The following is a 22684-nucleotide window of genomic DNA, read 5'->3' on the forward strand; positions in this document are numbered from 1 at the left end:
GGTCAGGTCGCGTGCCTCCGCCCTGGAGGCACGGCGTGCGCTGCGATCCTAGCGATCGGACCCCGGATGGTGCTGCCTGTGTGACGAGTGCTCCGCACCGGGCGCTCGCCGCGCCTCCCGTCCGTCACGCCGCGACCGGGACGCGCGTACCGTGCGCCGCAACGACGAGGAGGTCGCCATGTCCAAGGAGCAGCAACCCGACGCCACGCCACCCGTCGTCGACCGCGCAGCGTTCGACACGGCGCTCGCCGCGCAGGTGCGCGACGAGAAGGAACTCACCCGCCACGGCGACCGCGTCTCGGCCGCGCGCCGACGGCTCCCGATGGTCCGCGTCGACGACTACGAGTTCACGGGTCCCGACGGTCCCGTGCGACTGACGGAGCTGTTCGCCGGGAAGTACCTGCTCCTCGTGCAGAACGTCATGTACGGACGGGACTGGGACGCCGGCTGCCCGAGCTGCACGTGGGCCGTCGACAACCTGCCCGCCGACATGGGCCGGCTCGACGACGAGGGGATCGCGTTCGCGATGGTCTCCGAGGGGCCGATCGAGCGGCTCGAGGCCTGGCGGCAGCAGCACGGGTGGCCGCACACGTGGGTGTCGTCCGGCGCGACGAGCTACCACGACGACTGGGGCTGGACCGTGCACAGCGACGACTGGGACGGCCCGGTGCCCGGGTACTCGTACTACCTGCTGCGCGACGGTGTGCCGTACCTGACCTACGCGACCGGTGCGCGCGGGACGGAGGCGATCCTGCCGGTGCCGCACATCATGGACCGCACGGTGTACGGGCGGCAGCAGGACTGGGAGGACAGTCCCGAGGGGTGGCCGCAGTACCCCACCTACGGCTGACCGGACCTTGGCCCCTGGGGTCCGAGCAGAGCGCGTTGCAGCTGGGCTTCGGACGGCAGCAGCCGCTGCAGCTCCGGGGGCAGGAGCTCGTAGGACGCGACGCCGACCGGAGCGTTCGACGTCCCGAGCGCGTACCGGACGACCGCGTCGTTCTTGCCCGTGACCAGGAGCAACCCGACCGTGTCGGCGTGGTGTGGGCGTCGGAGGTCCGCATCCACGAGGGCGACGTAGAACGACAACTGACCGACGTGGTCCGGCCGGAACTCACCCGTCTTCAGCTCGACGACCACGTACCGGAGTTGCTCGACGTGGAAGAAGAGCAGGTCGACGAAGAAGTCGTTGCCGTCGACGTCGAAGTGCACCTGCCGGCCGACGAAGGCGAACCCCGTCCCGAGTTCTCGTAGGGTGTCCGCGATCCGGTCGACCATCGCCTGCTCGATCGAGCGTTCGTCCCGGTCACCGTCGACGGCGAGGAAGTCCAGGATGTACGGATCCCTGGTGATCTGCTGCGCCAGGTCCGCACCGTCGTCGTCGAGCAGCCGACTGAAGTTCGTCGCGGCGGCGGCATGCCGCTCCGCGGCACGACTGCGGAGATTGTGTCGCAGGACGTTGCGCGACCAGCCTCCGGCCACCGCCTGACGGACGTACCACGCTCGGAGTCCGCTGTCGGGGACGCTGAGCAGGACGGTGATGTGCCCCAGGGCAATCGGTCAACAGCCTGTTGACCGATTGCGTCTTCGTCGGGCCACCTTGCGGCGAACTGTCGCATGTACTTGAGGTTCGTCGCAGAGAACCCCTTCATCGACGGGAACTCCGCACGGAGGTCAGCCGCGAGGCGGGTCAGGACACCCGTTCCCCACGCGCCGTTCCGCGATCGCTCGAGCAGGATCGAGCCGATCGACCAGTACAGGTGGACGAGGTGCGCGTTCGCCGCGAGCTGCGCGCGAGATCGAGTGCTGGTGACGCGGTCTCGGATGGAGCGGAGCGTGTCGGCGTACTCCCCGGGCACGGGCTGGTCGATCATCCGCCGATCGTGCACGGCGAGTCGGTGCCGCGTCCACGATCTGGGATGCACGGCAGCCGCCAGGTGAACGCGGTCGCATCCCCTCCGGACCGAGCCGGCCGCCGCGGAGCCCGCGGACGTCGTCAGCGCACGTGCGCCGTCCGCGCGAACCGCTCGTCCGTCGCCGCGAGCACCCGCAGCACGTTGCCCCCGGCCAGGACACGCAGGTCCTCCGGGCCCCAGCCACGACGCTGCAGTTCCGCCGCCAGCACCGGGTACCGCGACACGTCCCGCAGGTCCGGCGGCAGCACGGGCGTCCCGTCGTAGTCGCCGCCGAGCCCGATGTGCGCCGCGCCGGCGACCTCGCGCGCGTGCTCGACGTGGTCCGCCACGTCCGACACCGTGACGAGCGGGGGCTCCCCCACCGAACCGGCGTCCTCCCACTCGGCCCACGCCCGGGACACGAACTTCGGCACGAAGGTGATCATCACCACACCGCCGTTGTCGCGCAGGCGGGCGAGCACGTCGTCCGGGACGTTCCGCGGGTGGTCGTTCACCGCGATCGTCGACGAGTGGCTGAACACCACGGGCTGCGTGGCGACGTCGAGGGTGTCACGCATGGTCTGCGGCGACGTGTGCGACAGGTCGACGAGCATCCCGATCCGCTCCATCTCGGCAACGACCTCGCGCCCACGGTCGGTCAGGCCGCCGTGCGGGTGGGAGCCGGTGGCCGAGTCGGCCCAGGGTGTGTCGTCGTTGTGCGTGAGGGTCATGTACCGGACCCCGAGCCGGGCGAGGTCGCGGAGCACCGCCAGGTCGTCACCGATCGAGTGGCCGCCCTCGGCGCCGAGGAGCGACGCGGTGCGCCCGACCTCGACGGCCGCGACGACCTCGGCCGCGGTCCGGGCGAGGGTGAGCGACTCCGGGTACCGCTCGATGATCCGGTGCGCGAGGTCGACCTGCTGCAGCGTCGCGCGGACGGGATCGGGGACGTCGGTGGGGACGAACACCGACCAGAACTGCCCGACGACCCCGCCGGCACGGAGCTTCGGCAGGTCGGTGTGCAGGGACCCCTGCTCGGAGTCGATGCCCTCGACCCCGGAGTCGTGGGTCTCGCGCCGCTCCCAGGGCAGGTCGTTGTGTCCGTCGATGACCGGGAACGGGAGCGCGTCGAACGTCATGCCACCGACGCTACCGCGACGACCGCCGTCGCTAGGCTCGCCCCATGGACCCCGTCACGCTGCGGACCGAGCGGCTGGTCCTCTCGGTCCCCGAGCTCACCGATGCCGACGACGTCGTCGCCTACGCGACCGATCCCGACGTGGTGGCGTTCATCCCGATGCCCGAACCGTACGGTCATGCCGAGGCCCGCCACTGGCTCACGGCCGTGGTGCAGGACGGCTGGGCGTCGGACACCCGCTACGAGTTCGCCCTCCGCCGTGCCGACGACCCACGGCTGCTCGGTACCGTCGGGCTCTTCGGGTTCGCCGGCGGCGGCGCGGAGATCGGGTACGCGACCCACCCGGACGCCCGCGGGCACGGCTTCGTGACCGAGGCGGCGGACCGCGTGCTGCAGTGGGCGTTCGCGCCGGCTCCCGACGGGCTCGGGCTCGCGCGCGTGCAGTGGCGGGCGATGGCGGAGAACCGTGCGTCGATCGCCGTCGCGCAGCGGCTCGGCATGCGGTTCGAAGGGCGTCAGCGGTCCGCGGTGCTCCAGCACGGCCGCCGCCACGAACAGCTGCTGGCGGCCGTCCTGCGCGACGACGACCGATCCGTCCGACCGGTCTGGCCGACGTCGTGACCGTCGCGTTCCGGGTCGTCACCGACCTCGCCGCCCCGCCGGAGCGCGCGTTCGCGCTGTCGCTCGACATCGGCGCGCACGAGCGGTCCATGGCCGCCACGGACGAGCGCGCGGTCGCGGGCACCACGGCCGGCACGATCGGGCTCGGTGAGTCCGTCACGTGGCGCGCGCGGCACTTCGGGATCGTGTGGCGGATGACGAGTCGGATCACGGCTCTGGAGGCGCCCCACCGGTTCGTCGACGAGCAGGTGCGTGGACCGTTCGCCCGGTTCCGGCACGAGCACCGGTTCGAGCCGTCGGCCGGCGGCACGCGGATGGTCGACGAGATCGAGTTCCGCGCACCGCTCGGGGTGCTCGGGGTCGTCGCCGAGCGGCTCGCGCTGGCCCGGTACCTGCCGCGGCTGATCCGGGAGCGCAACGCCTCGCTGGCGGCCGAACTCGCCGACGAGCGCGGCGGTGCCGGCGACGACGAGCACGGCGACGGCACGGGTCAGGGCGCGGCGAGCTCCCCCAGCGCGTCGTAGGCCTGCGCCACCGCGTCCACCCGTGCACGCCCGCCCGGGCCGGATGCCTCGTACACGTCGTTCGCGACCGCGGCGACGACGGCGAACAGCGCCGCCATCGAGTCGAACGCCGACGGGGAGTCCACCGGGCAGAGGATCGCCGTGGCCGCCGGGGCCGCGATGACCGCCGCGGTCGGGTCGCCCATCACGACGACGTCCGCGCCGCTGGCGACGCAGTGCCGCACGAGCTTGCCGATGCCGGCGGCGTGCCGGCGCACCGTGACGATGATGACGAGGTCGCGTCGGTCGAGGTCGGCCACCTCTTCGCCGAGGCGCTGCCCCGGGGCCGGGCCGATGCGGACGTCCGGTCGGACCTGCGCGAGCTGGGCGCGCAGCTGGAGGGCGATCGGGTACGCCCCGCGCTCCCCCGCCACGAGCACCCGGCGCGCGCGGACGATCCGACGGGCGAGACGGGGACGGTCGGCCCGTGCGAGCGAGGCGAACGCGGCGTCGAGGTTGCGCGACTCGACGGCGCGCTGGTCGACGTGCGCCGCGTCCTCGGCGGCCCACGGCAGGCCGGAACCCCGTGCCGACATCAGGTTCTGCCGGACCTCGGCGGCGTCCTGGAAGCCGAGCGACCGGACGAGCCGCGAGACCGTGGCCTTCGAGGTGCCCGACTCGGCGGCGAGCTCGGCCGAGGTCCCGACGAGCAGGAGTTCGGGGTCGTGGCGCACCATCGCGGCGACGCGTCGCTCGGCCGGGGACAGCTGCTCCCACACCGAGTCGATGCGCGCCCGGACGTCGGGGCCCGCGGTGCTCACGCTGCGGCCACCCGTCCGACCGCGACCGCGAGCGCGTCGAGCCCGAGGGCGATGTCCTCGGTGGAGACGAACTCGTCGGGGTGGTGGCTGATGCCGTCCGGGTTGCGGAGGAAGAGCATCGCGACGTCGGTCACGAGCCCGAGCGACATGGCGTCGTGTCCCGCGCGGGAGAACAGCTCGATCGGACGGGGCTCCCCCGTCGACTCGATGCCCGCCCGGACGGCGTCCATCAGGCGCGGTGCGCAGAACACCGCCGGCGCACGGTGGACCTCGGTCGGCTCGACGCTGACGCCGCGGCGCTCGCCGATGAGCGCGAACGCCTTCGTGATCTCGTCCCACACGGCGTCGCGTCCCTCGTCGAACTCCCCGCGCAGGTCGACCGAGAACCGTGCCAGCCCCGGGACGACGTTCACGGCTCCGGGTTCGACGGTCATGGTGCCGACCGTGCCGACGTGCTGCGACGCCCGGCAGATCCGTTCGACGGCGAGGGCGGCCTCGGCAGCGGCGAGCAGGGCGTCGTGCCGGCGGTCGTAGGGGGTACCGCCGGCGTGCCGCGCCTCGCCGACGGCCTCGACGGTGAACCGCCGCGCGCTCGCGATGCTCGTGACGACGCCGAGCGCCTGACCGGCCTGTTCGAGGTACGGCCCCTGCTCGATGTGCGCCTCGAGGTAGCCGGCGAGCGCCGACGGTTCGACCGCGGCCTCGTGCACGCGCGACGGGTCGAGCCCGAAGCGGGTGAAGGCGTCGCGGAGGGTGACTCCGTCGCCGTCGGTGAGGTCCCACCAGGACTCGTCCCAGACACCGGCGACCGCGGAGGACCCGAGCAGCGCCTTGCCGAAACGGGTGCCCTCCTCGTCGGAGAACGCGATGACCTCGAGCGCGACGGGGAGCGGGCCGGCGGCGGTCACGCGCGCCACCGTCCGGATCGCCATGAGGACCCCGACGATCCCGTCGTACCGGCCGGCGTCCACCACGGTGTCGAGGTGCGATCCGAGCAGCAGCACGGGGGCGTCCGGGGTCGCACCGTCGACGCGGCCGTGCAGGTTGCCCGCCGCGTCCTGCCAGGTGCTGAGGCCGGCGTCGCGCATCCAGCCGGCGACGATCGCGTTGACCCGCGCGTGCTCCGGCGAGAGGTAGACGCGGGTGATCCGGCCGGGCTCCTCGGTGACGGTCGCGAGTTCGTCGCACCACCCGGCGATCAGCGTCGCGTCGGCGGTGGCGGTCGCGGAGGCCCGGACCACGGACGGCGCGCTCACGCCGACACCCCGGCAGCGACGACGCCGGCGACGGCACCGGCACCGACGCCGGCGTAGACGTCGAGCGCCGCGTCCACGCCACCGCCGGACGGCACCGCGTGCCCGGCCCGGCGCAGGGCGTGCTCGAGCGCGGCGAGGGTCGTCACGACGGTGTCCTTGCGCGCGTTGTAGCCCATGGTGCCGATCCGCCAGACCCGTCCGTGCAGCGGCCCGAACGACGTGCCGATCTCGATGCCGTGGTCGTCGAGCATCGCGGCGCGGACCTGGTCGCCGACGACGTCCGACGGGATCTCGACCGCGACGACGTTGTGCATCTTGTGCCCGAGGTCGCCGAAGACGCCGAGCCCGAGTGCCTGCACGCCGGCGGTCATCGCGCGACCGGCGGTCTCGTGCCGTGCGATTACGGCGTCGCGGCCCTCCTCGAGCAGGATCCGGGCGCACTCGTTCGCGGCGTAGAGCATCGACGCGGCCTCGGTGTGGTGGTTGAGCCGTCGCGGGCCCCAGTAGTCGAGGATCATCGCGAGGTCGAGGTAGTTCGACCGGATGGGTTCGTCGGCGACCTCGTCCCCGGGTTCGCGGATGCCCGCCTCGACGCTGCGACGCTGGTCGAGCACGGCGACGGCCCGCGGCGAGACGGTGAGCGGCGCGCTGCCGGACGGTCCGCCCAGGCACTTCTGCAGCCCCGCGCTCACGGCGTCGATGCCCCAGGCGTCGACCTCGAGCGGGTTGCCCCCGACGGTGGCGGTCGCGTCCGTGTAGAACAGCACGCCGTACCGTTCGCAGATCGCTCCGAGCTCGTCGAGCGGCTGGTTCATCGTGGTCGAGGTGTCGCCCTGCACGATCGCCAGGACCTTCGGGCGCACCCGCGCGATCGCGTCCTCGATCGCCGACGGGGTGAACACCTGCCCCCACTCGGTCTCGATCGTGTGGACCTCGGCCCCGGCACGCCCGGCGATCTCGGCGAGCAGGTGCCCGAAGCGCCCGAACACCGGCACGAGCACGCGGTCCCCCGGGGCGAGCAGGGAGACGAGCGCCGCCTCGATGCCGGCGCGGGAGGTCCCGTCGACGAGGACGGTCGCCTCGTTCGTGGTGCCGAACACCCGCCGGTACAGCTCCTGCGTCTCGTTCATCGTGGTGGTCATCCACGGGTCGTACTGCCCGACGAGCGGGGTCGACAGGGCACGGAGCACCCGCGGGTCGGCGGTGATCGGCCCCGGTCCCATGAGCAGACGGGCGGGTGGGTTCACAGGGAGCATGTTCGGTCCTCTCGTTCCGGTGGAGATCGTATCGGAACGATCGTTACAGCGGTGTTCCCGCGAGCACGGGTCGGTCGACGAGCGCCCCGCTGACGGACGTGACGCCGCCGTCCGCGGTCGCGACCAGCTGCCCGCGCAACCAGGTCTCGGTGACGCTACCCCGTGCCTCCAGGCCGGCGAACGCCGAGACGGGGTTGCGGTGCGCGAGCCCGGCCACGTCGACGACCGCCGAGGCGGACGGGTCGAACACCGCGAAGTGCGCGAGTGCGCCCGGCGCGATGCGTCCGCGGTCGGCGAAGCCGGCGAGCGCCGCCGGGCCGGTCGTGAAGTGCGGCAGCAGCTGCTCGAGCGCGACACCGCGGCGCAGGGCCTCCGTCCACACGGCACGGAAGCCGACCTGCAGCCCGGCGATCCCGCCCCAGGCGGTCCCCCAGTCGTCGGTCTTGAGGTCCGCGGTGGAGGGCGAGTGGTCGGACACGATCATGTCGATCGTCCCGTCCAGGACCCCGGCCCAGAGCGCGTCGCGGTTGGCGTCGTCGCGGATCGGCGGGCAGCACTTGAACTCGGTCGCCCCGTCGGGGATCGTGCCGGCCTCGAAGGCGAGGTAGTGCGGGCAGGTCTCGACCGTGATCCGCACGCCGTCGTCCTTCGCGGCGCGGATCATCGGCAGCGCACCGGCGTCCGACAGGTGCAGGACGTGCACGCGAGCGCCCGTCTCGCGGGCACCCTCGACCACTCGGGCGATCGCGGACCGCTCGGCGTCGACCGGGCGGGTGGCGAGGAAGTCCTCGTAGTGTCCGCCGAGCGCCGCGTGGTCGACCAGGAACTCGGGGTCCTCGGCGTGCACGATGAGCAGGGCGTCGATGCGGGCGACCTCCTCGATCGCCGCGCGCAGCTGCGGTGCGTCGAGGTGCGGGAACTCGTCGACCCCGGACGGCGCGGTGAAGCACTTGAAGCCGAACACGCCGGCGTCGTGCAGGCCAACGAGCGACCCGAGGTTCGCCGGGACGGCACCGCCCCAGAACCCGACGTCGACGGCGACGCGGCCCGCGGCGCTCGCGCGCTTCACCTCGAGCGCCTCGACGGTCGTCGTCGCGGGGATCGAGTTGAGCGGCATGTCGATGATCGTGGTGACGCCACCGAGTGCGGCTGCACGGGTCGCCGAGGCGAACCCCTCCCACTCGGTGCGGCCGGGCTCGTTCACGTGCACGTGCGTGTCGACCAGGCCCGGGAGCAGGACGTGCGCGTCGGGCACGGTGCGGTCCTCGACGGCGTCGACGGGTTCGTCCACGGCCACGACGGCGTCGACCCGCCCGTCGCGGACGACGACGGCTGCCGGCCGGAAGACGCCGTCGATCCAGGCGCGTCCGGCGCGCAGGACCAGGTCAGCGGGTGCGGGTGCGGCCGTCGTGTCCCCGGCGGGGCCCTGGAGGCGCGTCATGCGCCCGCCCCGACCGTCGCGCCCGCCATCGGCCGGCGCTCGAACCCCGCGAGCAGTCCCGCCATGGGCTTGGCCGGGGGTGGCGCGTACTCGCCGCGTCGCCCGGTCGTGAGCCCGAGGCGCACGAGGGACTCGGCGAGCACGGTGGCCGCCGCGACACCGTCCACGACCGGCGCACCGACGGCCCGGGACACCTCGGCGCAGAAGTCCGCCATGCCGGCGCAGCCGAGCACCACGGCGTCGGCGCCGCCCGCGAGCACGGCCCGGCACTCCTCCACGACGAGTGCCCGGGCGTCGGAGTCCGGGTCCTCCAGGCGGAGCACGGGGACCTCGCACGCCCGGACCTCGGTCACGAGCGACGCGAACCCGTACCGTTCGGCGAGCTCGTGCGCCCGGCCGGTGGTCCGGCTCAGGGTGGTCACCACGCCGAACCGGCGCCCGAGCATCGCGGCGGCGTGGAAGGCCGCCTCCGCGATGCCGATGACGGGTCCGGACGCGACCTCGCGTGCCGCGTCGAGCCCGGGGTCCCCGAAGCACGCGACCACGTAGGCGCCGACACCGTCCTGCTCGCCGAGCGCGATCTGCTCGAGGAGCCCGGGGACGGCCAGCGCCTCCTCGTAGTGGCTCTCGATCGACGCCGGCCCCATGGTGGGGTTGACGGCCTCGACGATCGTCCCGGGCCCGGCGACCGCGGCGGCGGCGCTGCCGATCGCCGCGGTCATCGAGGAGGTGGTGTTGGGGTTGACGACGCGGATGCGCATCGAGTTCCTTCCGGTGGTGCGGGTTGTGCGGGTTGAACGGCTCGGTCGGTCAGGCCCGGCCGACCGCGGCGCCGTCGTCGACGGACGGGTCGTCGGCGGCCAGCACGGGCATGCTCGGACGCAGGCGCTCCATCCCGACGAAGACGACGAGGCCGAGGGCGCACCCGATGAACCAGCTGTAGTTCGACAGCCACGGGACGACGCCGAGCGCCGACGGCAGGACCGCGCTGGCGACCGACACCGCACCGGTGACGACGAGCGTCCAGATGGCGTTCGGGTTGAAACCCTTGACGTACCAGTACCGGGCCGCGGGGTCCTTCGTGTACATGTCGTCGACGGCGATGCGCTGCTTCGCGACGATGTAGTAGCCGGCGATGAGGATCCCGAACAGCGGGCCGATCAGGGCGCCGAGGACCCCCAGCGTGTACAGGATCGCCTGGTCGTTGCCGTACCAGTTCCACGGGGTGAGGAGGACGGACCCGACGGCCGCGATCATGCCGCCCGCCCGCCAGCTGATCTTCCGCGGGGCCACGTTCGAGAAGTCGAAAGCGGGGCTGATGAAGTTCGCGACGATGTTGATGCCGACGGTCGCGGTGACGAAGGTCAACCCGCCGAGGAGGATCGCGAAGGGCGCCCCGATCGCCTGCACGGTCTCGATCGGGTCGGTGATGAGCTTGCCGAACACCGGCACCGTGGCGCTGGCGCAGAGGACGGTGAGCACCGAGAAGAACAGGAAGTTGATCGGCAGGCCCCAGAGGTTGCCGCGCTTCACCGCGTCGAACGACTTCGCGTAGCGGGAGAAGTCGCCGAAGTTCAGCATCGGGCCGGAGAAGTAGCTCACCACGAGGGCGATCGCCGACAGCATCACCGGGATGCTCGCGCCGAACGACAGCGGCGCACCGGCGGACAGCGTGAACGAGATGTTCCCGATGCCGGCACGGCTGACGAGGTAGATCGCGAGGGCGATCATGATGACGTACACCGCCGGGCCGGCCCAGTCGATGAACCGCCGGATCGCGTCCATGCCCATCCAGAAGAGGGCGCCCTGTGCGACCCAGAGGATGGCGTACGAGATCCAACCGAGCGCGGAGAGCCCGAGGAACGAGTGCTCGAGGAGTCCCGCAGAGGCCGGGATGAACTTGAGGAAGACGATGTTGAGCGACTGGGCGGCGAGGAAGGTCTGCACGCCGTACCAGGCCATCGCGATGAGCCCACGGATGATGGCGGGGACGTTCGCCCCGAGCACGCCGAACACCGCGCGGTTGATCACCGGGTACGGCACCCCGGTGCGCTGGGACGGCTTGGCGACGAGGTTCGCGAACACCTGCACGATGAGGATGCCGACCACCAGGGCGATGAGCACCTGCCAGCTGGCGATGCCCAGGGCGAAGAGCGACCCGGCGGTGACGTAGCCGCCGACCGAGTGCACGTCCGACATCCAGAACGCGAAGATGTTGTAGCTCGTCCAGGTCTGCTTGCGGAGCGGAGCGAGGTCCTCGTTGGTGAGCGCCGGGTCGTACCCGGGGCGGACGACGCCGGCACCGGCGGGTGCTGCCGTCGTGCGGGGGGCGTGGGGCGCGGCGACCGGGGGCTGGATCTCTGTTGCCATGGCGTCCTCCGAAGGAGTGGGAAGGGCGAGCGGTGCCCGCCTCTGCCACGACGCTACGGAGACACTGCGCCCGGCCCGTTACCCCCGTGTAACGGTCGTGTGTCGTGACGCCGGTCCTGGAACGATCGTTCCGACACGGACACCGACACCGATCGCCGTCTGCCGGCTCAGAGCGCGTGCGCCCCGAGGACCGCCCCGGCCGCGTACGTCGCAGCCAGGGCCAGCGCTCCCCCGGTCACGACTCGGATCGTCGCCCGCGTGCGCGGCGCACCACCGAGCGTGGCACCGGTCGTCCCGGTGGCGGCGAGCGCGACGAGCACCGCCATGACCGTCACCGCCACGCGGGCGGGCTCGGGGCTGAGGAGCGTCGCGAGGAAGGGCAGCGCGGCACCGGTCGTGAAGGTCGCCGCCGACACCCAGGCGGCACGCCACGGGCTGACCACCTCGTCCTCGGCATCGCGGAGCGCGACCGCTGCCCGTCGACGGCGCACCTCGGGTCGGACGAGCTCGTCGGCGACGGCGCTCGCGACGGCCGGGTCGACGCCGAGGCTCCGGTAGTGGGCGGCGATCGTGCCGGCGTCCTCCGACTCCGCCTCGAGCTCGGCCTGGTGGGCGGCCTGGCCGGTGCGCTGGGCGTCACGGGCACCGCTGACGGACACGTACTCGCCGAGGGCCATCGAGACCGCACCGCCGACGAGGGCAGCGGTGCCCGCCGCGATGACCGGACCGGTCCCCGCGCCGGCTCCGGCGACGCCGACGAGCACCGCCGCGACCGAGACGATGCCGTCGTTGGCCCCGAGCAGGCCGGCGCGCAGCCAGTTGAGCCGGGCGGCGCTCGTGGCGTCGTGGTCCGTGGAGGGCAGGACGAGGTCCGCAGCGGTCGACATGCGAGTCAGGATGCCACTCGGCGCGGGTCGGCGCCAGCATGGTGAGGCTACCCTGATCAGGGGTTTTCCGGTGAGGGCAGCCTCACCTCACCGGTCTGCGGCGTGCGGGAAGCCGCATCGGCACCGCACCCTCGGCACCCGGGCGGAACGTGCGGGCGCCCGGATGTCAGGATCGGCCCATGAGCGCGGGAATCAGGATCGACCACGTGGGCGTCACGGTGCCGGACATCGATGCCGCCACGGCGTTCTTCGAGGCGGCGTTCGACGCCGTCGTGCTGTACGACATGCGCTGCCGCACCGAGGAGCCGAACGCGACGGCCGAGGCGCACCGCTACCTGGGGATCCCGTCGACGATGGCTCAGGGCGCGATGCGGATGCTCGCGCTGCCGGACGGACCGGGGCTCGAGCTGTTCGAGTACCTCGGACCGGACCAGCACCGTCCCGTGCACCCCGCGGACCTCGGGTGGCAGCACCTCGCGATGTACACGGACGACCTCGACGGCACGCTCGCCCGCATCGAGGCAGCCGGGGGCACCCGCAACTCGGATCCTCGGGACCTCCGCGGCCTCGAGGTCGGCGAGGGCAACCGGTTCGTGTACACCCGGACCCCGTGGGGCTCGACGCTCGAACTCGTCAGCTACCCGACGCCGCAGCCGTACCTGCTCGTCGCACCACGGGCGAAGTGGGCGCCGTGGCCGAGCGCGGCGGACGCGTTGCCCGTTCCCCGGCCGGAGCCGGAGCCCCAACCGTCCTGACGGCTCAGTCGTCGACGCCGTCGGCGACCCAGACCCGGGTCGGCCGACCGCTCAGAGCATGCGCGAAGGGGTCGCCAACGGGACGGAACCCCGCGCTGCCGTACAGCCGGAGCGCCGGCGCGTTGTCGTCCAGCGCGTGCAGCAGGGCTCGGCGGTGGCCCGCGGCTCCGGCCTCGGCGACGGCTCCCAGCAGCAGGGACCGTCCGAGTCCGTGCCCCTGGGCCCGCGGGTCGACGGCGAGGAGCGAGAGGTAGGCCGCGTCCTCCGGGTCCCCCGGACGCCCCGTCCCCGGAGCGGTGACGAGCGCGAACCCGGCGATCGCCGCGGCCGCACCACGGTCCGGCTCCGTCGACGCCACGACGAGCGCGACGCGGGGCACCGCGAACTTCGACCGAGCGCGTTCCCGCACCGCATCCGACTCGGGCACGCCGTCACGGGTGGCGACGGCGCGCGTCCACAGGTCGACGCACGCGGTGGCCTCGTCCTCGACGGCGGCACGCACGACGAACGACGACCCGATCACCCGTTCAGCGTACGGCTGCGGACTGCCCCACCCGGAACGACGCCCCGCGGTGCTCCGCCGGCAGCCGGTCACCGCGGCCGTGGAGCTTGTGCCGCAGCGATCCGGGCTCGTAGCCGTCGGGGTAGACGCCGCGGGCACGGAGCTCCGGCACGACGAACTCGATGACGTCCTCCCACGTCCCCGGGGTCACCGCGTAGGCGAGGTTGAACCCGTCGACGTCCGTCTGCTCCTGGATCTCGACGAGCCGGTCGGCGATGGTCGCCCCGCCGCCGACCGCGACCGGGCCGAGGCCGCCGATCGCCGTGTGCCGGGCGAGGTCCCGGATCGTCCACTTCGACCCGTCGGACCCGGTGGCCGCCGCGATGTTCGCCGCTGCGGACTGGATCGCGTTCGACTCGACGTCGCCGAGCGGCTCGTCGAGGTCCCACTGCGACAGGTCGACGCCCATCCAGCCGGAGTTGAGCACGAGCGCGCCGAGCTCCGAGGCGTAGGACAGGTAGTCCTCGTACTTGGCCTGGGCGAGCTCGTCGGTGGCGTCGGTGATGACGGTGAGCAGCGTGTAGACGCGGGCGGCGTACCGGTCGCGACCAGCAGCCTCCAGGGCGTCTCGGACCTTCCGCACGGTCGACGCGAGCTGCTCGACGGTCGGTGCGCCCACGAACACCGCCTCGGCGTTCTCGGCCGCGAACCGGATGCCGCGCGGCGAGGCCCCGGCCTGGTAGATCACGGGCGACCGCTGGACCGACGGCTCGGACAGGTGGATGCCCGGGACGTCGAAGTGCGTGCCGTGGTGCTCGATCGGGTGGACCTTCGCGGGGTCGGTGAAGACGCCGGTCTCGCGGTCCTCGACCACGGCGTCGTCCTCCCACGAGCCCTCCCACAGCTTGTAGAGGACCTCGAGGTACTCGTCGGCGACGTCGTAGCGGTCGTCGTGCGAGAGCTGGTCGGTCTGCCCCATGTTCCGCGCGGCACTCGGCAGGTACCCGGTCACGACGTTCCAGCCGATGCGGCCCTTCGTGAGGTGGTCGAGCGTCGAGATGCGCCGGGCGAACGGGTACGGGTGCTCGTACGCGGTCCCCGCCGTGATCCCGAAGCCGAGGTGCTCGGTCACCGACGCCATCGCGGACACCAGCAGGATCGGGTCGTTCACGGGGACCTGCGACCCGGTGCGGAGCGCGGCCTCGTTCGAGTCGCCGTAGACGTCGTACGTCCCGAGCACGTCGGCGATGAAGATCCCGTCGAAGTTGCCCCGCTCGAGCAGCTGCGCGAGGTCGGTCCAGTACGACAGGTCGTTGTAGTGCCGGGACCGGTCCCGCGGGTGCCGCCAGAGCCCGGAGGACTGGTGCGCCACGCAGTTCATGTCGAAGGCGTTGAACCGGATCTGACGGTGCTCGCTGCTCGTGCTCACGGGCGTGACGGTACGTGCCGTCCCGGGGCGGACGGCGGAAGGTGACGAACCGTGACGTGGGGCTGCGGTCCGGGAGGTGGGCCCCACCCGCCGGTACCGGCGTGACGCGCCAGCGGCACGACGGCCGAGACGGGAGGGACGGGGCGGGGCCGCCCCGCGCCTCCGGGACCGCAGACCGGTCGCGTCAGGAGCGCGTGGTCGCCTCGCGCGCACCGGGCCCCGATGCGTCCCAGAGGGCGGTGGCCTGCGCCATCGGCGCGAACCGGCGCTCGAAGTCCCGCTCGTTCGGCACCCAGACGTCTCGCCACAGTCGGGCGTGGTCGCGCCCCAGTGCGCGGTCTCGTGCCTGGCCACGCGCCGCCGCCGTCTCGATGTCGACGTCGCACCAGATCCGGATGTCGAGGTGCGACAGCGCATCGGGATGGAAGAGCCCGATCAGGTCGACCACGACGAGGTCGGTGCGGGGCAGTGGTTCCTCTGCGCCGAGCGTCCGCTTCCCCCAGTCGAACCGGCGGAACGAACCGGCCCGACCAGCGCGGTGCGGTTCGAGCACCGTCCCGACGAGCCGCCTTCGATCGACCCCGTCCCAGTCCGTCGAGCGACGGTGTGACCGCGTCGGTTCGAGGAAGTCGTCCCCGCGGATCCGGACGGCGCCGGGCAGCGCCTCGACGAGGCGCCGCGCCAGAGTCGACTTGCCGGAGCCGCAGTAGCCCGAGATCCCGACGACGAGCGGTCGGACGGACCGGCGCCGTCGTTCCGCGACGAGGTCGGTGATCGCCTCGGCGTCCGCCGGTGCGGGCTCGCGGGCCGCGGTACCAGGACCCGTCACCGGGGCGCTGCGGCCTCGCGCGCGGCGGCCTCGGCCGCGACCCACGCGAGCATCCCGCACTTGACCCGCATGACGAACTTCGAGACGCCGTGGAACGCGACGAGGTCCTCGAGCACGTCCTCGTCGGGTTCGCCCGCACCGCGGGACCGCATCATCGTGCGGAACTCCTCGGTGAGCGCGAGCAGCTCGGGCACCGTGCGACCGACCGCCATGTCCGTGAGGACCGACGCCGACGCCATCGAGATCGAGCAGCCGTCGCCCTGCCACGCGAGACCGGCGATGCGGTCGGTGCCGGGCTCGAGGCGCACGCGGACGGTGATCTCGTCGCCGCAGGTGGGGTTGCGCTCGAAGTGCTCGGCGTCGGCGTCGGGCAGCTCGCCGTCGCCGTGCCGGGCCTTCGCGTGGTCGAGGATGACCTGCTGGTAGAGGGAGTCGAGGGCGCTCATGCGGTCGCTCCGAAGTAGCCGCGGACCTCGCCGACGGCCGTGAGGAACCGGTCGACGTCCTGCTCGGTCGTGTAGACGTACGTGCTCGCACGGCTGGTGGCGACGAGGCCGAGCCGACGGTGCAACGGTTGGGCGCAGTGGTGGCCGGAGCGCACCGCGATGCCCTGCGCGTCGAGGTACTGCGAGACGTCGTGGGCGTGCACGCCGTCGACGTCGAACGACACGAGACCGGACCGCGGCACGCCGGCGGGCGGACCGACGACGTGGATGCCCGGGATCGCGGCGAGTCCGGTGAGCATGCGCTCGGCCAGGTGCTCCTCGTGCGCACGGACCCGCTCCATGCCGATGCCCTGCAGGTAGCGGACTGCCTCGGCGAGCGCCACGGCCTGCGACACGGGCTGGGTGCCGGCCTCGAACCGCTCGGGTGCCGGCATGAAGTCGGTGTGCTCCATCGTCACCGTGGTGATCATCGAGCCGCCGGTCCGGAACGGGGGCAGGGCGTCGAGCAGCTCGTGGCGGCCCCAGAGCACGCCGATGCCGTTCGGCCCGAGCATCTTGTGCCCGGAGAACGCCGCGAAGTCGACGCCGAGCGCCTGCACGTCGAGCGGCCGGTGCGGTGCGGACTGGCAGGCGTCGAGGACGACGAGGGCACCGTGCGCGTGGGCGGCTGCGACGACGGCCGACACCGGGGCGACCATGCCGGTGACGTTCGAGACGTGGGCGAAGGCGACGACCTTCGTGCGGTCGGAGACCAGGGCGACGGCGTCCTCGGCCGTCCAGGTGCCGTCGTCCGCGACGGGGACCCAGCGGAGCGTCGCACCGGTCAGCGCGGCGAGCTCCTGCCACGGGACGAGGTTGGCGTGGTGCTCGGCCTCGGTGACGAGGACCTCGTCGCCGGGTCCGATGCGGAAGCGCTCGGCGTCCGGTCCCCCACGGCCGCGGCTGGCGTTCGCGATGCCGTACGCCACGAGGTTGAGGGCGTCGGTGGCGTTCGCGGTCCACACGACCTCGGACGGTGACGCCGCCCCGACGAACCCGGCGACGGTGGCCCGGGCGTCCTCGTACGCGTCGGTGCTCAGCGCGGCGAGGGTGTGCGCGCCGCGGTGCACGGCGGCGTTGTCGTGCTCGAGGAAACGTCGTTCGGCGTCGAGCACCTGGCGGGGTCGTTCGGCGGTGGCCCCGGAGTCGAGGTAGGCGAGGGGGAACCCGTTCACCTCCTGCTGGAGGATCGGGAAGTCCCGTTTGATCGCCTCGACCTCGGACTCGGTGAGCGGTTGGTTGGGCGCCACGACAGTCACCACACAATGGTGGTCTGCTCGCGGCCCGGAGTCCAGTCGGACGGGTACCGCTGACGGCGAACGGCCCCGGACACGTGGTCCGGGGCCGTCCGTACGGTGCGCGGGAACCGCGTCACTCGTTGCCGATCTGCTTGTCCGCCGCGTCACGGGCGCCGTCGATCTTGTCGTCGTACTTGCCACCCGTGGCCTTCTTGACCGCGTCGGCGACACCGCCGAGCACCTTGTCGCTGATGTCCTCGGCCTTCTCGCTCTTCAGGGCGTCCTGGACCTTGTTGTCCTGCAGGAAGTCCTGGGCCTTCTTCGTGATGTCGTCGAACCCCGCCATCGGTTGCTCCTCGTCGCCGGTACGGAGCCCGGTGCCCCGTCGTGCGGCCGATCGTAGGCCCGTGGCCCGTCGGGTGTGCCGGATCGTGACGAAGTGTTCACACCATCTGCGCGCTGCGTCGGCGGGCGAGCACGTAGCCGACGGCGACCGACCCGGACACCGCCAGGAGCGAGGGGATGAGGATGTCGGTCCCCTGCTGGGTGAACTCGACGACGAGCACGAGGGCCGTGAAGGGCGCCCGCATCGTCGTCGCGAGGAAGGCCGCGGCGCCGATGAACGCGAACGCCGTGAGGCTCGGCCCGTCGGTCGGCCAGAGCAGCAGCCAGAGGCCACCGAGTCCGCCGCCGACCGCGGAGCCGATCGCGATCGACGGGGTGAGCGTGCCGCCGACGGCCCCGGCACCGATCGTCGCCGAGGTCGTGATCGTGCGGATGACCCCGAGCGCGAGCAGGAACAGGATCGGCGAGAGCCCGGCGACGGAGCCGTCCTCGAGCGAGGCGTTCATCGCGAGGACACCGAGCGCCCGCCCGTTGCCGAGGATCTCGGGGAAGGGCACGGCGATGAGTCCGACCATGGCGAAGACGACCGGCAGCACGACGATGAGCCGCCACCCCTTCGGCGCGAGGCCCTGCAGTCGGTTCGTGAGCTTCACGAAGCCGACGCCCGCGAACCCGAGGACGGGCCCGACGATCACCGCCCAGACGAGCAGCGACGGCGAGAGGTGCATCGCCGGCACGTGGTAGAGCACCTCGTCCGGGATCACGAGGCGTGCCACGAACGCCGCGACCGCGCTCGTCGCGAAGGCCGGCAGCGCGGTCGCGAAGGTGAGCTCGCCGAGCAGCACCTCGACCGCGAACAGGGCGCCCCCGAGCGGGACGTCGTAGACCGCGGCCAGACCGGCGGCGGCACCGCAGGCGACGAGGATCTTCGTCTCGCGGGCGGTCAGGCCGGCCCGTGCCGTCACGAGCTGGGACAGCCACGCCCCGATCTCGCGCGGCGCCACCTCCTTGCCGATCGAGGCACCGAGCCCCACGGCCAGGATCTGCACGCCCGCGTTCGCCACCGTCGCGAGGGCGGGCATCCGCTTCCCGCCGACGGCCGCGGGCACGGAGACGACCGGGCGGCCCCAGCGTCGGAGCGCCCACCAGGCGACGCCGGTCAGGAGGCCGGCGGCGACGAGGGCGAGGAAGCGGTTCAGGGCACTCGGTGCGTCTGCGGCCTCGAGGTGGCCGCCGAACGGGTACCCGAACGCGACGAACTGGATGAGCTGCAGCGCGAGCCACACCGAGATGCCGGCGATGCCGCCTGCCACCCCCACCAGTCCGGTGACGACCGCGAGCTTGAGTGCCCAGACCGGGGTCGCACGTGTCGCGTGTCCAGGGTGCGGCATGACCGGAAGCCTAGCGGCACGTCGGCACCGCCCCCGCGACCGGGCGGACGCTGCCGGGCCGAGCCGCGCCTCCTGGGCGGTGGGCCGGACCCGCTGCGGTCAGACGGCCGTGAGCCGGTACGGCACCACGCAGTCGGCCGGCACGAGCGGCGGCTGCAAGCCGACTCTCTCGAGCGCGCGCCCGCGGAACACCCGGCTCCCCGACCACCACGACGGCGGCACGATGCCGTGCCCGTCGCCGACCACGACCGGGTCGACCCGGTACGCGGTGTCCGGGTCGAGGTCGCGGAAGGTGACGCGGCCGGTTCCCGACACCTCGGACCGGCCGGTGCTGACGAAGAAGAACAGCGCCTGCCGCTTGTCGGCGGCGACCGTGCCGGACACGAGCCGGGTCTCGTCGACCTCGTCGACGCGCACGAGGTCGCCGCCGTGCAGCAGCACCCGCCACTCCTTGTGCAGCGCGATCCACTCGGCGAGCGCCGTCTCCTCGGCGTCCGTCGCCTGCGCGAGGTCCCACTCGATGCCGAAGTGCCCGACGATCGCGGTCCCGGCACGGAACGCCAGGTCGTGCACCCGGCCGGTCGTGTGGTTCCGGCCGCTCGCGACGTGGGAGCCGAGCAGTTCCGGGGGCAGGAGCTGCTGCGTCCACCGGTGCATCTGCTGGCGCTCGAGCGGGTCGATGTCGTCCGAGACCCAGACGCGGTCGGTGTGCTCGATCACGCCGAGGTCGACGCGGGCGCCACCCGACGAGCAGGACTCGATCTCGAGCGCCGGGAACCGCTCCTTCAGCGTCGCCATGAGCCGGTACGCCGCCAGGGTCTGCTCGTGGACCGCTGCGCCGCCGCCGGGGTGGCCCGCCTCGACGAGGTCGCGGTTGTGGTCCCACTTGACGTAGTCGACGCCGTACTCGCCGATGACCGCGGTCATGCGCTCGAGCAGGTACGCGAACGCCTCGGGGATCGCGAGGTTCAGCACCTGCTGGTCCCGGGACCGGACCGGCAGGCGGCCGTCCGCCTGCAGGATCCACTCCGGGTGGGCTCGAGCGAGGTCGCTGTCCTCGTTGACCATCTCGGGCTCGAACCACAGCCCGAACTGCATGCCGAGCGCCCGCACCCGGTCGACGATCGGACCGAGTCCGTCCGGCCAGACGTCCTCGTCCACGTACCAGTCGCCGAGGCCCGCGTGGTCGTCGCGACGGTGCCGGAACCACCCGTCGTCGAGCACGTACCGCTCGACCCCGAGCCGTGCGGCGCGCTCGGCGAGGTCGGTCAGCCGGGCGAGGTCGTGGTCGAAGTAGACCGCCTCCCAGACGTTGAGCGTCACCGGGCGGGGCGTCCTCGGGTGCTGCGGGCGGCTGCGGAGCCACCGGTGGAAGCGGCGGGCCTGGTCGTCGAGGCCGTCCCCGTACGTGGCGTACACCCACGGTCCCTCGTAGCTGTCCCCGGTGCCGAGGCGCACCTCGCCGGGGAGCAGGAGTTCACCGCCCCCGACGACCTGGCGGCCGGTGGCGAGGCGTTCCGCGAGGTGCCGGTGGTTGCCGCTCCACGCCGTGTGCACGCCCCAGACCTCGCCGTGGGCGAAGCCGAACCCGGGGACGCCGACGCTCAGGACCGTGGCGGCGTCGGCGCCCGTCCGGCCCTTCCGGCCCTCGCGCTCGTGGGTGCCGACGACGAGCTCGCGGCGCTGCGGGGTGCGTTCCTTGCCCCAGCGGCCGGCGAAGTCGAGGACCTCGCGGGCGTGCGACGGGACCGGGAGGGCCAGGGTGAGGTCGTCGACGGCGTAGGTGCCGGCGGCCGTGTTGGTGACGGCGGCGCGGGTGCGGACGAGGCCGGAGGGGAGCATCTCGACGGTGAGGCGGAGGGCGAGGCCGGCGGTGGCGTCCACGGCGTGGGCGGTGACGGTGGCGGGGGCGGGAGTGCCCGCGGTGCCGGCGGTGCCGGTGGCGCCGGTGCGGGGGGCCGCGGCGTCGGCGGCGCCGGCGGTGTCGGTGCGGGCACCCGCGATGTCGGCGGTGCCCGCGATGTCGGCGGTGCCCGCGGTGTCGGCGGCGCCGGTCACCTCGAGCTCGGTGACCGTGAACGCCGGGGACCAGTCGCGCCCGTCCCGGTGCCCGGACAGCCCCGGTCGCCCGGTCCACCCCCGGTGCGGCTCGGGCAGGATCGCCAGCCGGACCGGCACGTCCGCCTCGTTCGGCGCGACCGGTGCCACGTCCGCCTCGGCCAGGGCCGCCAGCTCCGCGTCGTCGAGCGGACCGAGCGCCGCGCCCCAGTGCACCACCGCGGGCAGGGCACGGTCGTGGCAGTCGAGGACGAGGGAGACGCCCCCGGCGGTCAGGTGGACGAGGTCGTGCGGCATGAGTGCTCCAGTCGGCGACGATGACGGCTCGACGAGTCTTGCGCTCTGGGAGCGCTCCCAGCAAGTCGACGCGCGCACGGCGTGTGCGGATGCACACGGATCCGGGTCAGAACCAGCGCTTGACCTTGAACACCACCCACAGGACCGCGGCGAACGCCACCATCGCGACGATCGCCAGCGGGTACCCCCACGTCCAGGAGAGCTCCGGCATGTGCGTGAAGTTCATGCCGTAGATCGCCGCGATGAGCGTCGGGGCGAAGAGGATCGCCGCCCAGCCCGAGATCTTCTTCGTGTCGTCGTTCTGCTTCTGCGCCGCGAGGGTCGAGTCGACCGTCAGCGCGTTCTGCAGCAGCTGCCGGAACGTGTCCAGGCGCTCCACCGTGCGGATCGCGTGGTCGAGCACGTCGCGGAACCGGCGCTGCATCTCCACCGGGAGGTGGTACTTCTCCGCCCCGCGGTGCAGGTTCTCGATGATGTGGATGAGCGGTCGGGCGGCGCGCTGGAAGTCCACGACCTCGCCGAACAGCTCGTAGATGCGACGGGAGACCCCGGCCTCGCCCGCGAAGAGCTGGTCCTCGATCTGGTTGATGTCCTCCTCGAGGCCGTCGATCACCGGCACGTACCCGTCGACGATCGAGTCCATCAGGGCCCAGAGCTGCGCCTGCGGGCCCACCGTCACGAGTCCCGGCTTGCCGCTCATCCGCTGGAGTGCCCGCGGGACGGTCTGCTTGCCACGGGGGTCGGCCTTCACGACGACGAGGAAGAAGTCCTCCCCGACGAAGGCGTGCACCTCGCCGAACGCGACCTCCTCCTGCTGGTCGTTGTACAGCGCGGGCTTGAGGACGACGAAGAGCGTCGAGCCGTAGCGCTCGAGCTTCGGCCGTTGGTGCCCCTCGGCGGAGTCCTCGACCGCGAGTTCGTGCAGGCCGAGGGCGACCGCGACGTCGCCGAGCTCCTCGGCGTCGGGCTGGTGGAGCACGATGCACGCGCTCGCTCCCTGGTCCTCGAGCATGCGGAAGGTGTCGTCGAGCGAGGGACTCGGGATCGGGGCGATCCGGTCGACGTAGACGGTGTTCAGTTCGACAGACACGTCACCACCGTACGCAGGGCGAGCGTGCGGGGGTCGGACGCGACCGACGTGCGGGCCAGGAGGCGCGGGTCGGGCCC

Annotated in this window: 22 protein-coding genes and 1 pseudogene; 4 read left to right on the forward strand and 19 right to left on the reverse strand. The window is 72.8% G+C overall.

Annotated features, from left to right (window positions below; translation table 11 throughout):
• Positions 1–178 precede the first annotated feature (178 nt).
• Positions 179–850 carry a DUF899 family protein gene (locus BIV01_RS09770; RefSeq protein WP_070419454.1) on the forward strand — a complete coding sequence of 224 codons (672 nt, stop codon included), beginning with the start codon at positions 179–181 and terminating at the stop codon, positions 848–850.
• Here BIV01_RS09770 and BIV01_RS20420 read toward each other — a convergent pair.
• From BIV01_RS20420 to BIV01_RS09780, 3 genes and pseudogenes are all read right to left on the reverse strand, one after another.
• Entirely contained in the window at positions 841–1482 is a 642-nt protein-coding gene (locus BIV01_RS20420; protein WP_368073350.1) for a PDDEXK nuclease domain-containing protein, read from the reverse strand. The genes BIV01_RS09770 and BIV01_RS20420 overlap by 10 nt on opposite strands.
• A 122-nt stretch (positions 1483–1604) precedes the next feature.
• Positions 1605–1874, reverse strand: a pseudogene (locus BIV01_RS20425) (DUF1016 N-terminal domain-containing protein); the annotation flags it as partial.
• Between the two features lie 122 nt (positions 1875–1996).
• Positions 1997–3034, reverse strand: a complete 1038-nt coding sequence (locus BIV01_RS09780; protein WP_071302683.1) for a dipeptidase — start codon at positions 3032–3034, stop codon at positions 1997–1999.
• A gap of 44 nt (positions 3035–3078) precedes the next feature.
• Between BIV01_RS09780 and BIV01_RS09785 the strand changes: the two genes are divergently transcribed.
• Entirely contained in the window at positions 3079–3654 is a 576-nt protein-coding gene (locus tag BIV01_RS09785; protein WP_071302684.1) for a GNAT family N-acetyltransferase, read from the forward strand.
• On the forward strand, positions 3651–4178 hold the full coding sequence (locus tag BIV01_RS09790) for an SRPBCC family protein (RefSeq protein ID WP_071302685.1): 528 nt from the start codon (positions 3651–3653) through the stop codon (positions 4176–4178). Before BIV01_RS09785 ends, BIV01_RS09790 begins: the two co-directional genes overlap by 4 nt.
• Here BIV01_RS09790 and BIV01_RS09795 read toward each other — a convergent pair.
• From BIV01_RS09795 to BIV01_RS09825, 7 genes are all read right to left on the reverse strand, one after another.
• Positions 4145–4978: a MurR/RpiR family transcriptional regulator gene (locus BIV01_RS09795; protein WP_071302686.1), complete on the reverse strand. Its 834-nt coding sequence runs from the start codon at positions 4976–4978 to the stop codon at positions 4145–4147. The two genes, BIV01_RS09790 and BIV01_RS09795, sit on opposite strands and share 34 nt — an antisense overlap.
• Positions 4975–6234, reverse strand: a complete 1260-nt coding sequence (locus BIV01_RS09800; protein ID WP_071302687.1) for an allantoate amidohydrolase — start codon at positions 6232–6234, stop codon at positions 4975–4977. The genes BIV01_RS09795 and BIV01_RS09800 overlap by 4 nt, the downstream gene beginning before the upstream one ends.
• Positions 6231–7490 carry a pyridoxal-phosphate-dependent aminotransferase family protein gene (locus BIV01_RS09805; protein ID WP_071302688.1) on the reverse strand — a complete coding sequence of 420 codons (1260 nt, stop codon included), beginning with the start codon at positions 7488–7490 and terminating at the stop codon, positions 6231–6233. The genes BIV01_RS09800 and BIV01_RS09805 overlap by 4 nt, the downstream gene beginning before the upstream one ends.
• Before the next feature lie 43 nt (positions 7491–7533).
• Positions 7534–8931: an allantoinase AllB gene (allB, locus tag BIV01_RS09810; protein WP_071302689.1), complete on the reverse strand. Its 1398-nt coding sequence runs from the start codon at positions 8929–8931 to the stop codon at positions 7534–7536.
• The gene (locus BIV01_RS09815; RefSeq protein ID WP_071302690.1) at positions 8928–9692 is read right to left on the reverse strand and encodes an aspartate/glutamate racemase family protein; all 765 of its coding nucleotides are present in this window, start codon (positions 9690–9692) and stop codon (positions 8928–8930) included. The genes allB and BIV01_RS09815 overlap by 4 nt, the downstream gene beginning before the upstream one ends.
• Before the next feature lie 49 nt (positions 9693–9741).
• Entirely contained in the window at positions 9742–11301 is a 1560-nt protein-coding gene (locus BIV01_RS09820) for an NCS1 family nucleobase:cation symporter-1 (RefSeq protein WP_070418275.1), read from the reverse strand.
• A gap of 167 nt (positions 11302–11468) precedes the next feature.
• Complete coding sequence (locus BIV01_RS09825) at positions 11469–12188, reverse strand: VIT1/CCC1 transporter family protein (protein WP_071302691.1); 720 nt, start codon at positions 12186–12188, stop codon at positions 11469–11471.
• 179 nt (positions 12189–12367) lie between these two features.
• On the opposite strand from BIV01_RS09825, the gene BIV01_RS09830 reads away from it, so the two are divergent.
• Entirely contained in the window at positions 12368–12943 is a 576-nt protein-coding gene (locus BIV01_RS09830; protein ID WP_083413933.1) for a VOC family protein, read from the forward strand.
• Positions 12944–12947: 4 nt separating this feature from the next.
• On the opposite strand, the gene BIV01_RS09835 is transcribed toward BIV01_RS09830, so the two are convergent.
• The 9 genes from BIV01_RS09835 to BIV01_RS09875 all read right to left on the reverse strand — a co-directional run bounded on the left by BIV01_RS09835 (position 12948) and on the right by BIV01_RS09875 (position 22607).
• Positions 12948–13466 carry a GNAT family N-acetyltransferase gene (locus tag BIV01_RS09835; protein ID WP_071302693.1) on the reverse strand — a complete coding sequence of 173 codons (519 nt, stop codon included), beginning with the start codon at positions 13464–13466 and terminating at the stop codon, positions 12948–12950.
• Between the two features lie 4 nt (positions 13467–13470).
• Positions 13471–14874: an LLM class flavin-dependent oxidoreductase gene (locus tag BIV01_RS09840; RefSeq protein ID WP_071302694.1), complete on the reverse strand. Its 1404-nt coding sequence runs from the start codon at positions 14872–14874 to the stop codon at positions 13471–13473.
• Between the two features lie 184 nt (positions 14875–15058).
• Complete coding sequence (locus tag BIV01_RS09845) at positions 15059–15703, reverse strand: uridine kinase family protein (protein ID WP_254790700.1); 645 nt, start codon at positions 15701–15703, stop codon at positions 15059–15061.
• Entirely contained in the window at positions 15700–16149 is a 450-nt protein-coding gene (gene sufU, locus BIV01_RS09850; RefSeq protein ID WP_071302695.1) for a Fe-S cluster assembly sulfur transfer protein SufU, read from the reverse strand. The genes BIV01_RS09845 and sufU overlap by 4 nt, the downstream gene beginning before the upstream one ends.
• Positions 16146–17438, reverse strand: a complete 1293-nt coding sequence (locus tag BIV01_RS09855) for a SufS family cysteine desulfurase (protein WP_071294586.1) — start codon at positions 17436–17438, stop codon at positions 16146–16148. The genes sufU and BIV01_RS09855 overlap by 4 nt, the downstream gene beginning before the upstream one ends.
• A gap of 121 nt (positions 17439–17559) precedes the next feature.
• Positions 17560–17772, reverse strand: a complete 213-nt coding sequence (locus BIV01_RS09860; RefSeq protein WP_070418268.1) for an antitoxin — start codon at positions 17770–17772, stop codon at positions 17560–17562.
• Positions 17773–17869: 97 nt separating this feature from the next.
• Positions 17870–19162: a chloride channel protein gene (locus BIV01_RS09865; RefSeq protein WP_071302696.1), complete on the reverse strand. Its 1293-nt coding sequence runs from the start codon at positions 19160–19162 to the stop codon at positions 17870–17872.
• Between the two features lie 99 nt (positions 19163–19261).
• Positions 19262–21517 (reverse strand): alpha-galactosidase, encoded by a 2256-nt coding sequence (locus BIV01_RS09870; RefSeq protein ID WP_071302697.1) that lies wholly within the window; start codon positions 21515–21517, stop codon positions 19262–19264.
• Between the two features lie 106 nt (positions 21518–21623).
• Positions 21624–22607 (reverse strand): magnesium and cobalt transport protein CorA, encoded by a 984-nt coding sequence (locus BIV01_RS09875; protein ID WP_070418265.1) that lies wholly within the window; start codon positions 22605–22607, stop codon positions 21624–21626.
• Positions 22608–22684: the final 77 nt, after the last annotated feature.

The sequence above is a fragment of the Curtobacterium sp. MCBA15_013 genome (assembly GCF_001865095.1).
Classification (GTDB): Bacteria; Actinomycetota; Actinomycetes; order Actinomycetales; family Microbacteriaceae; genus Curtobacterium.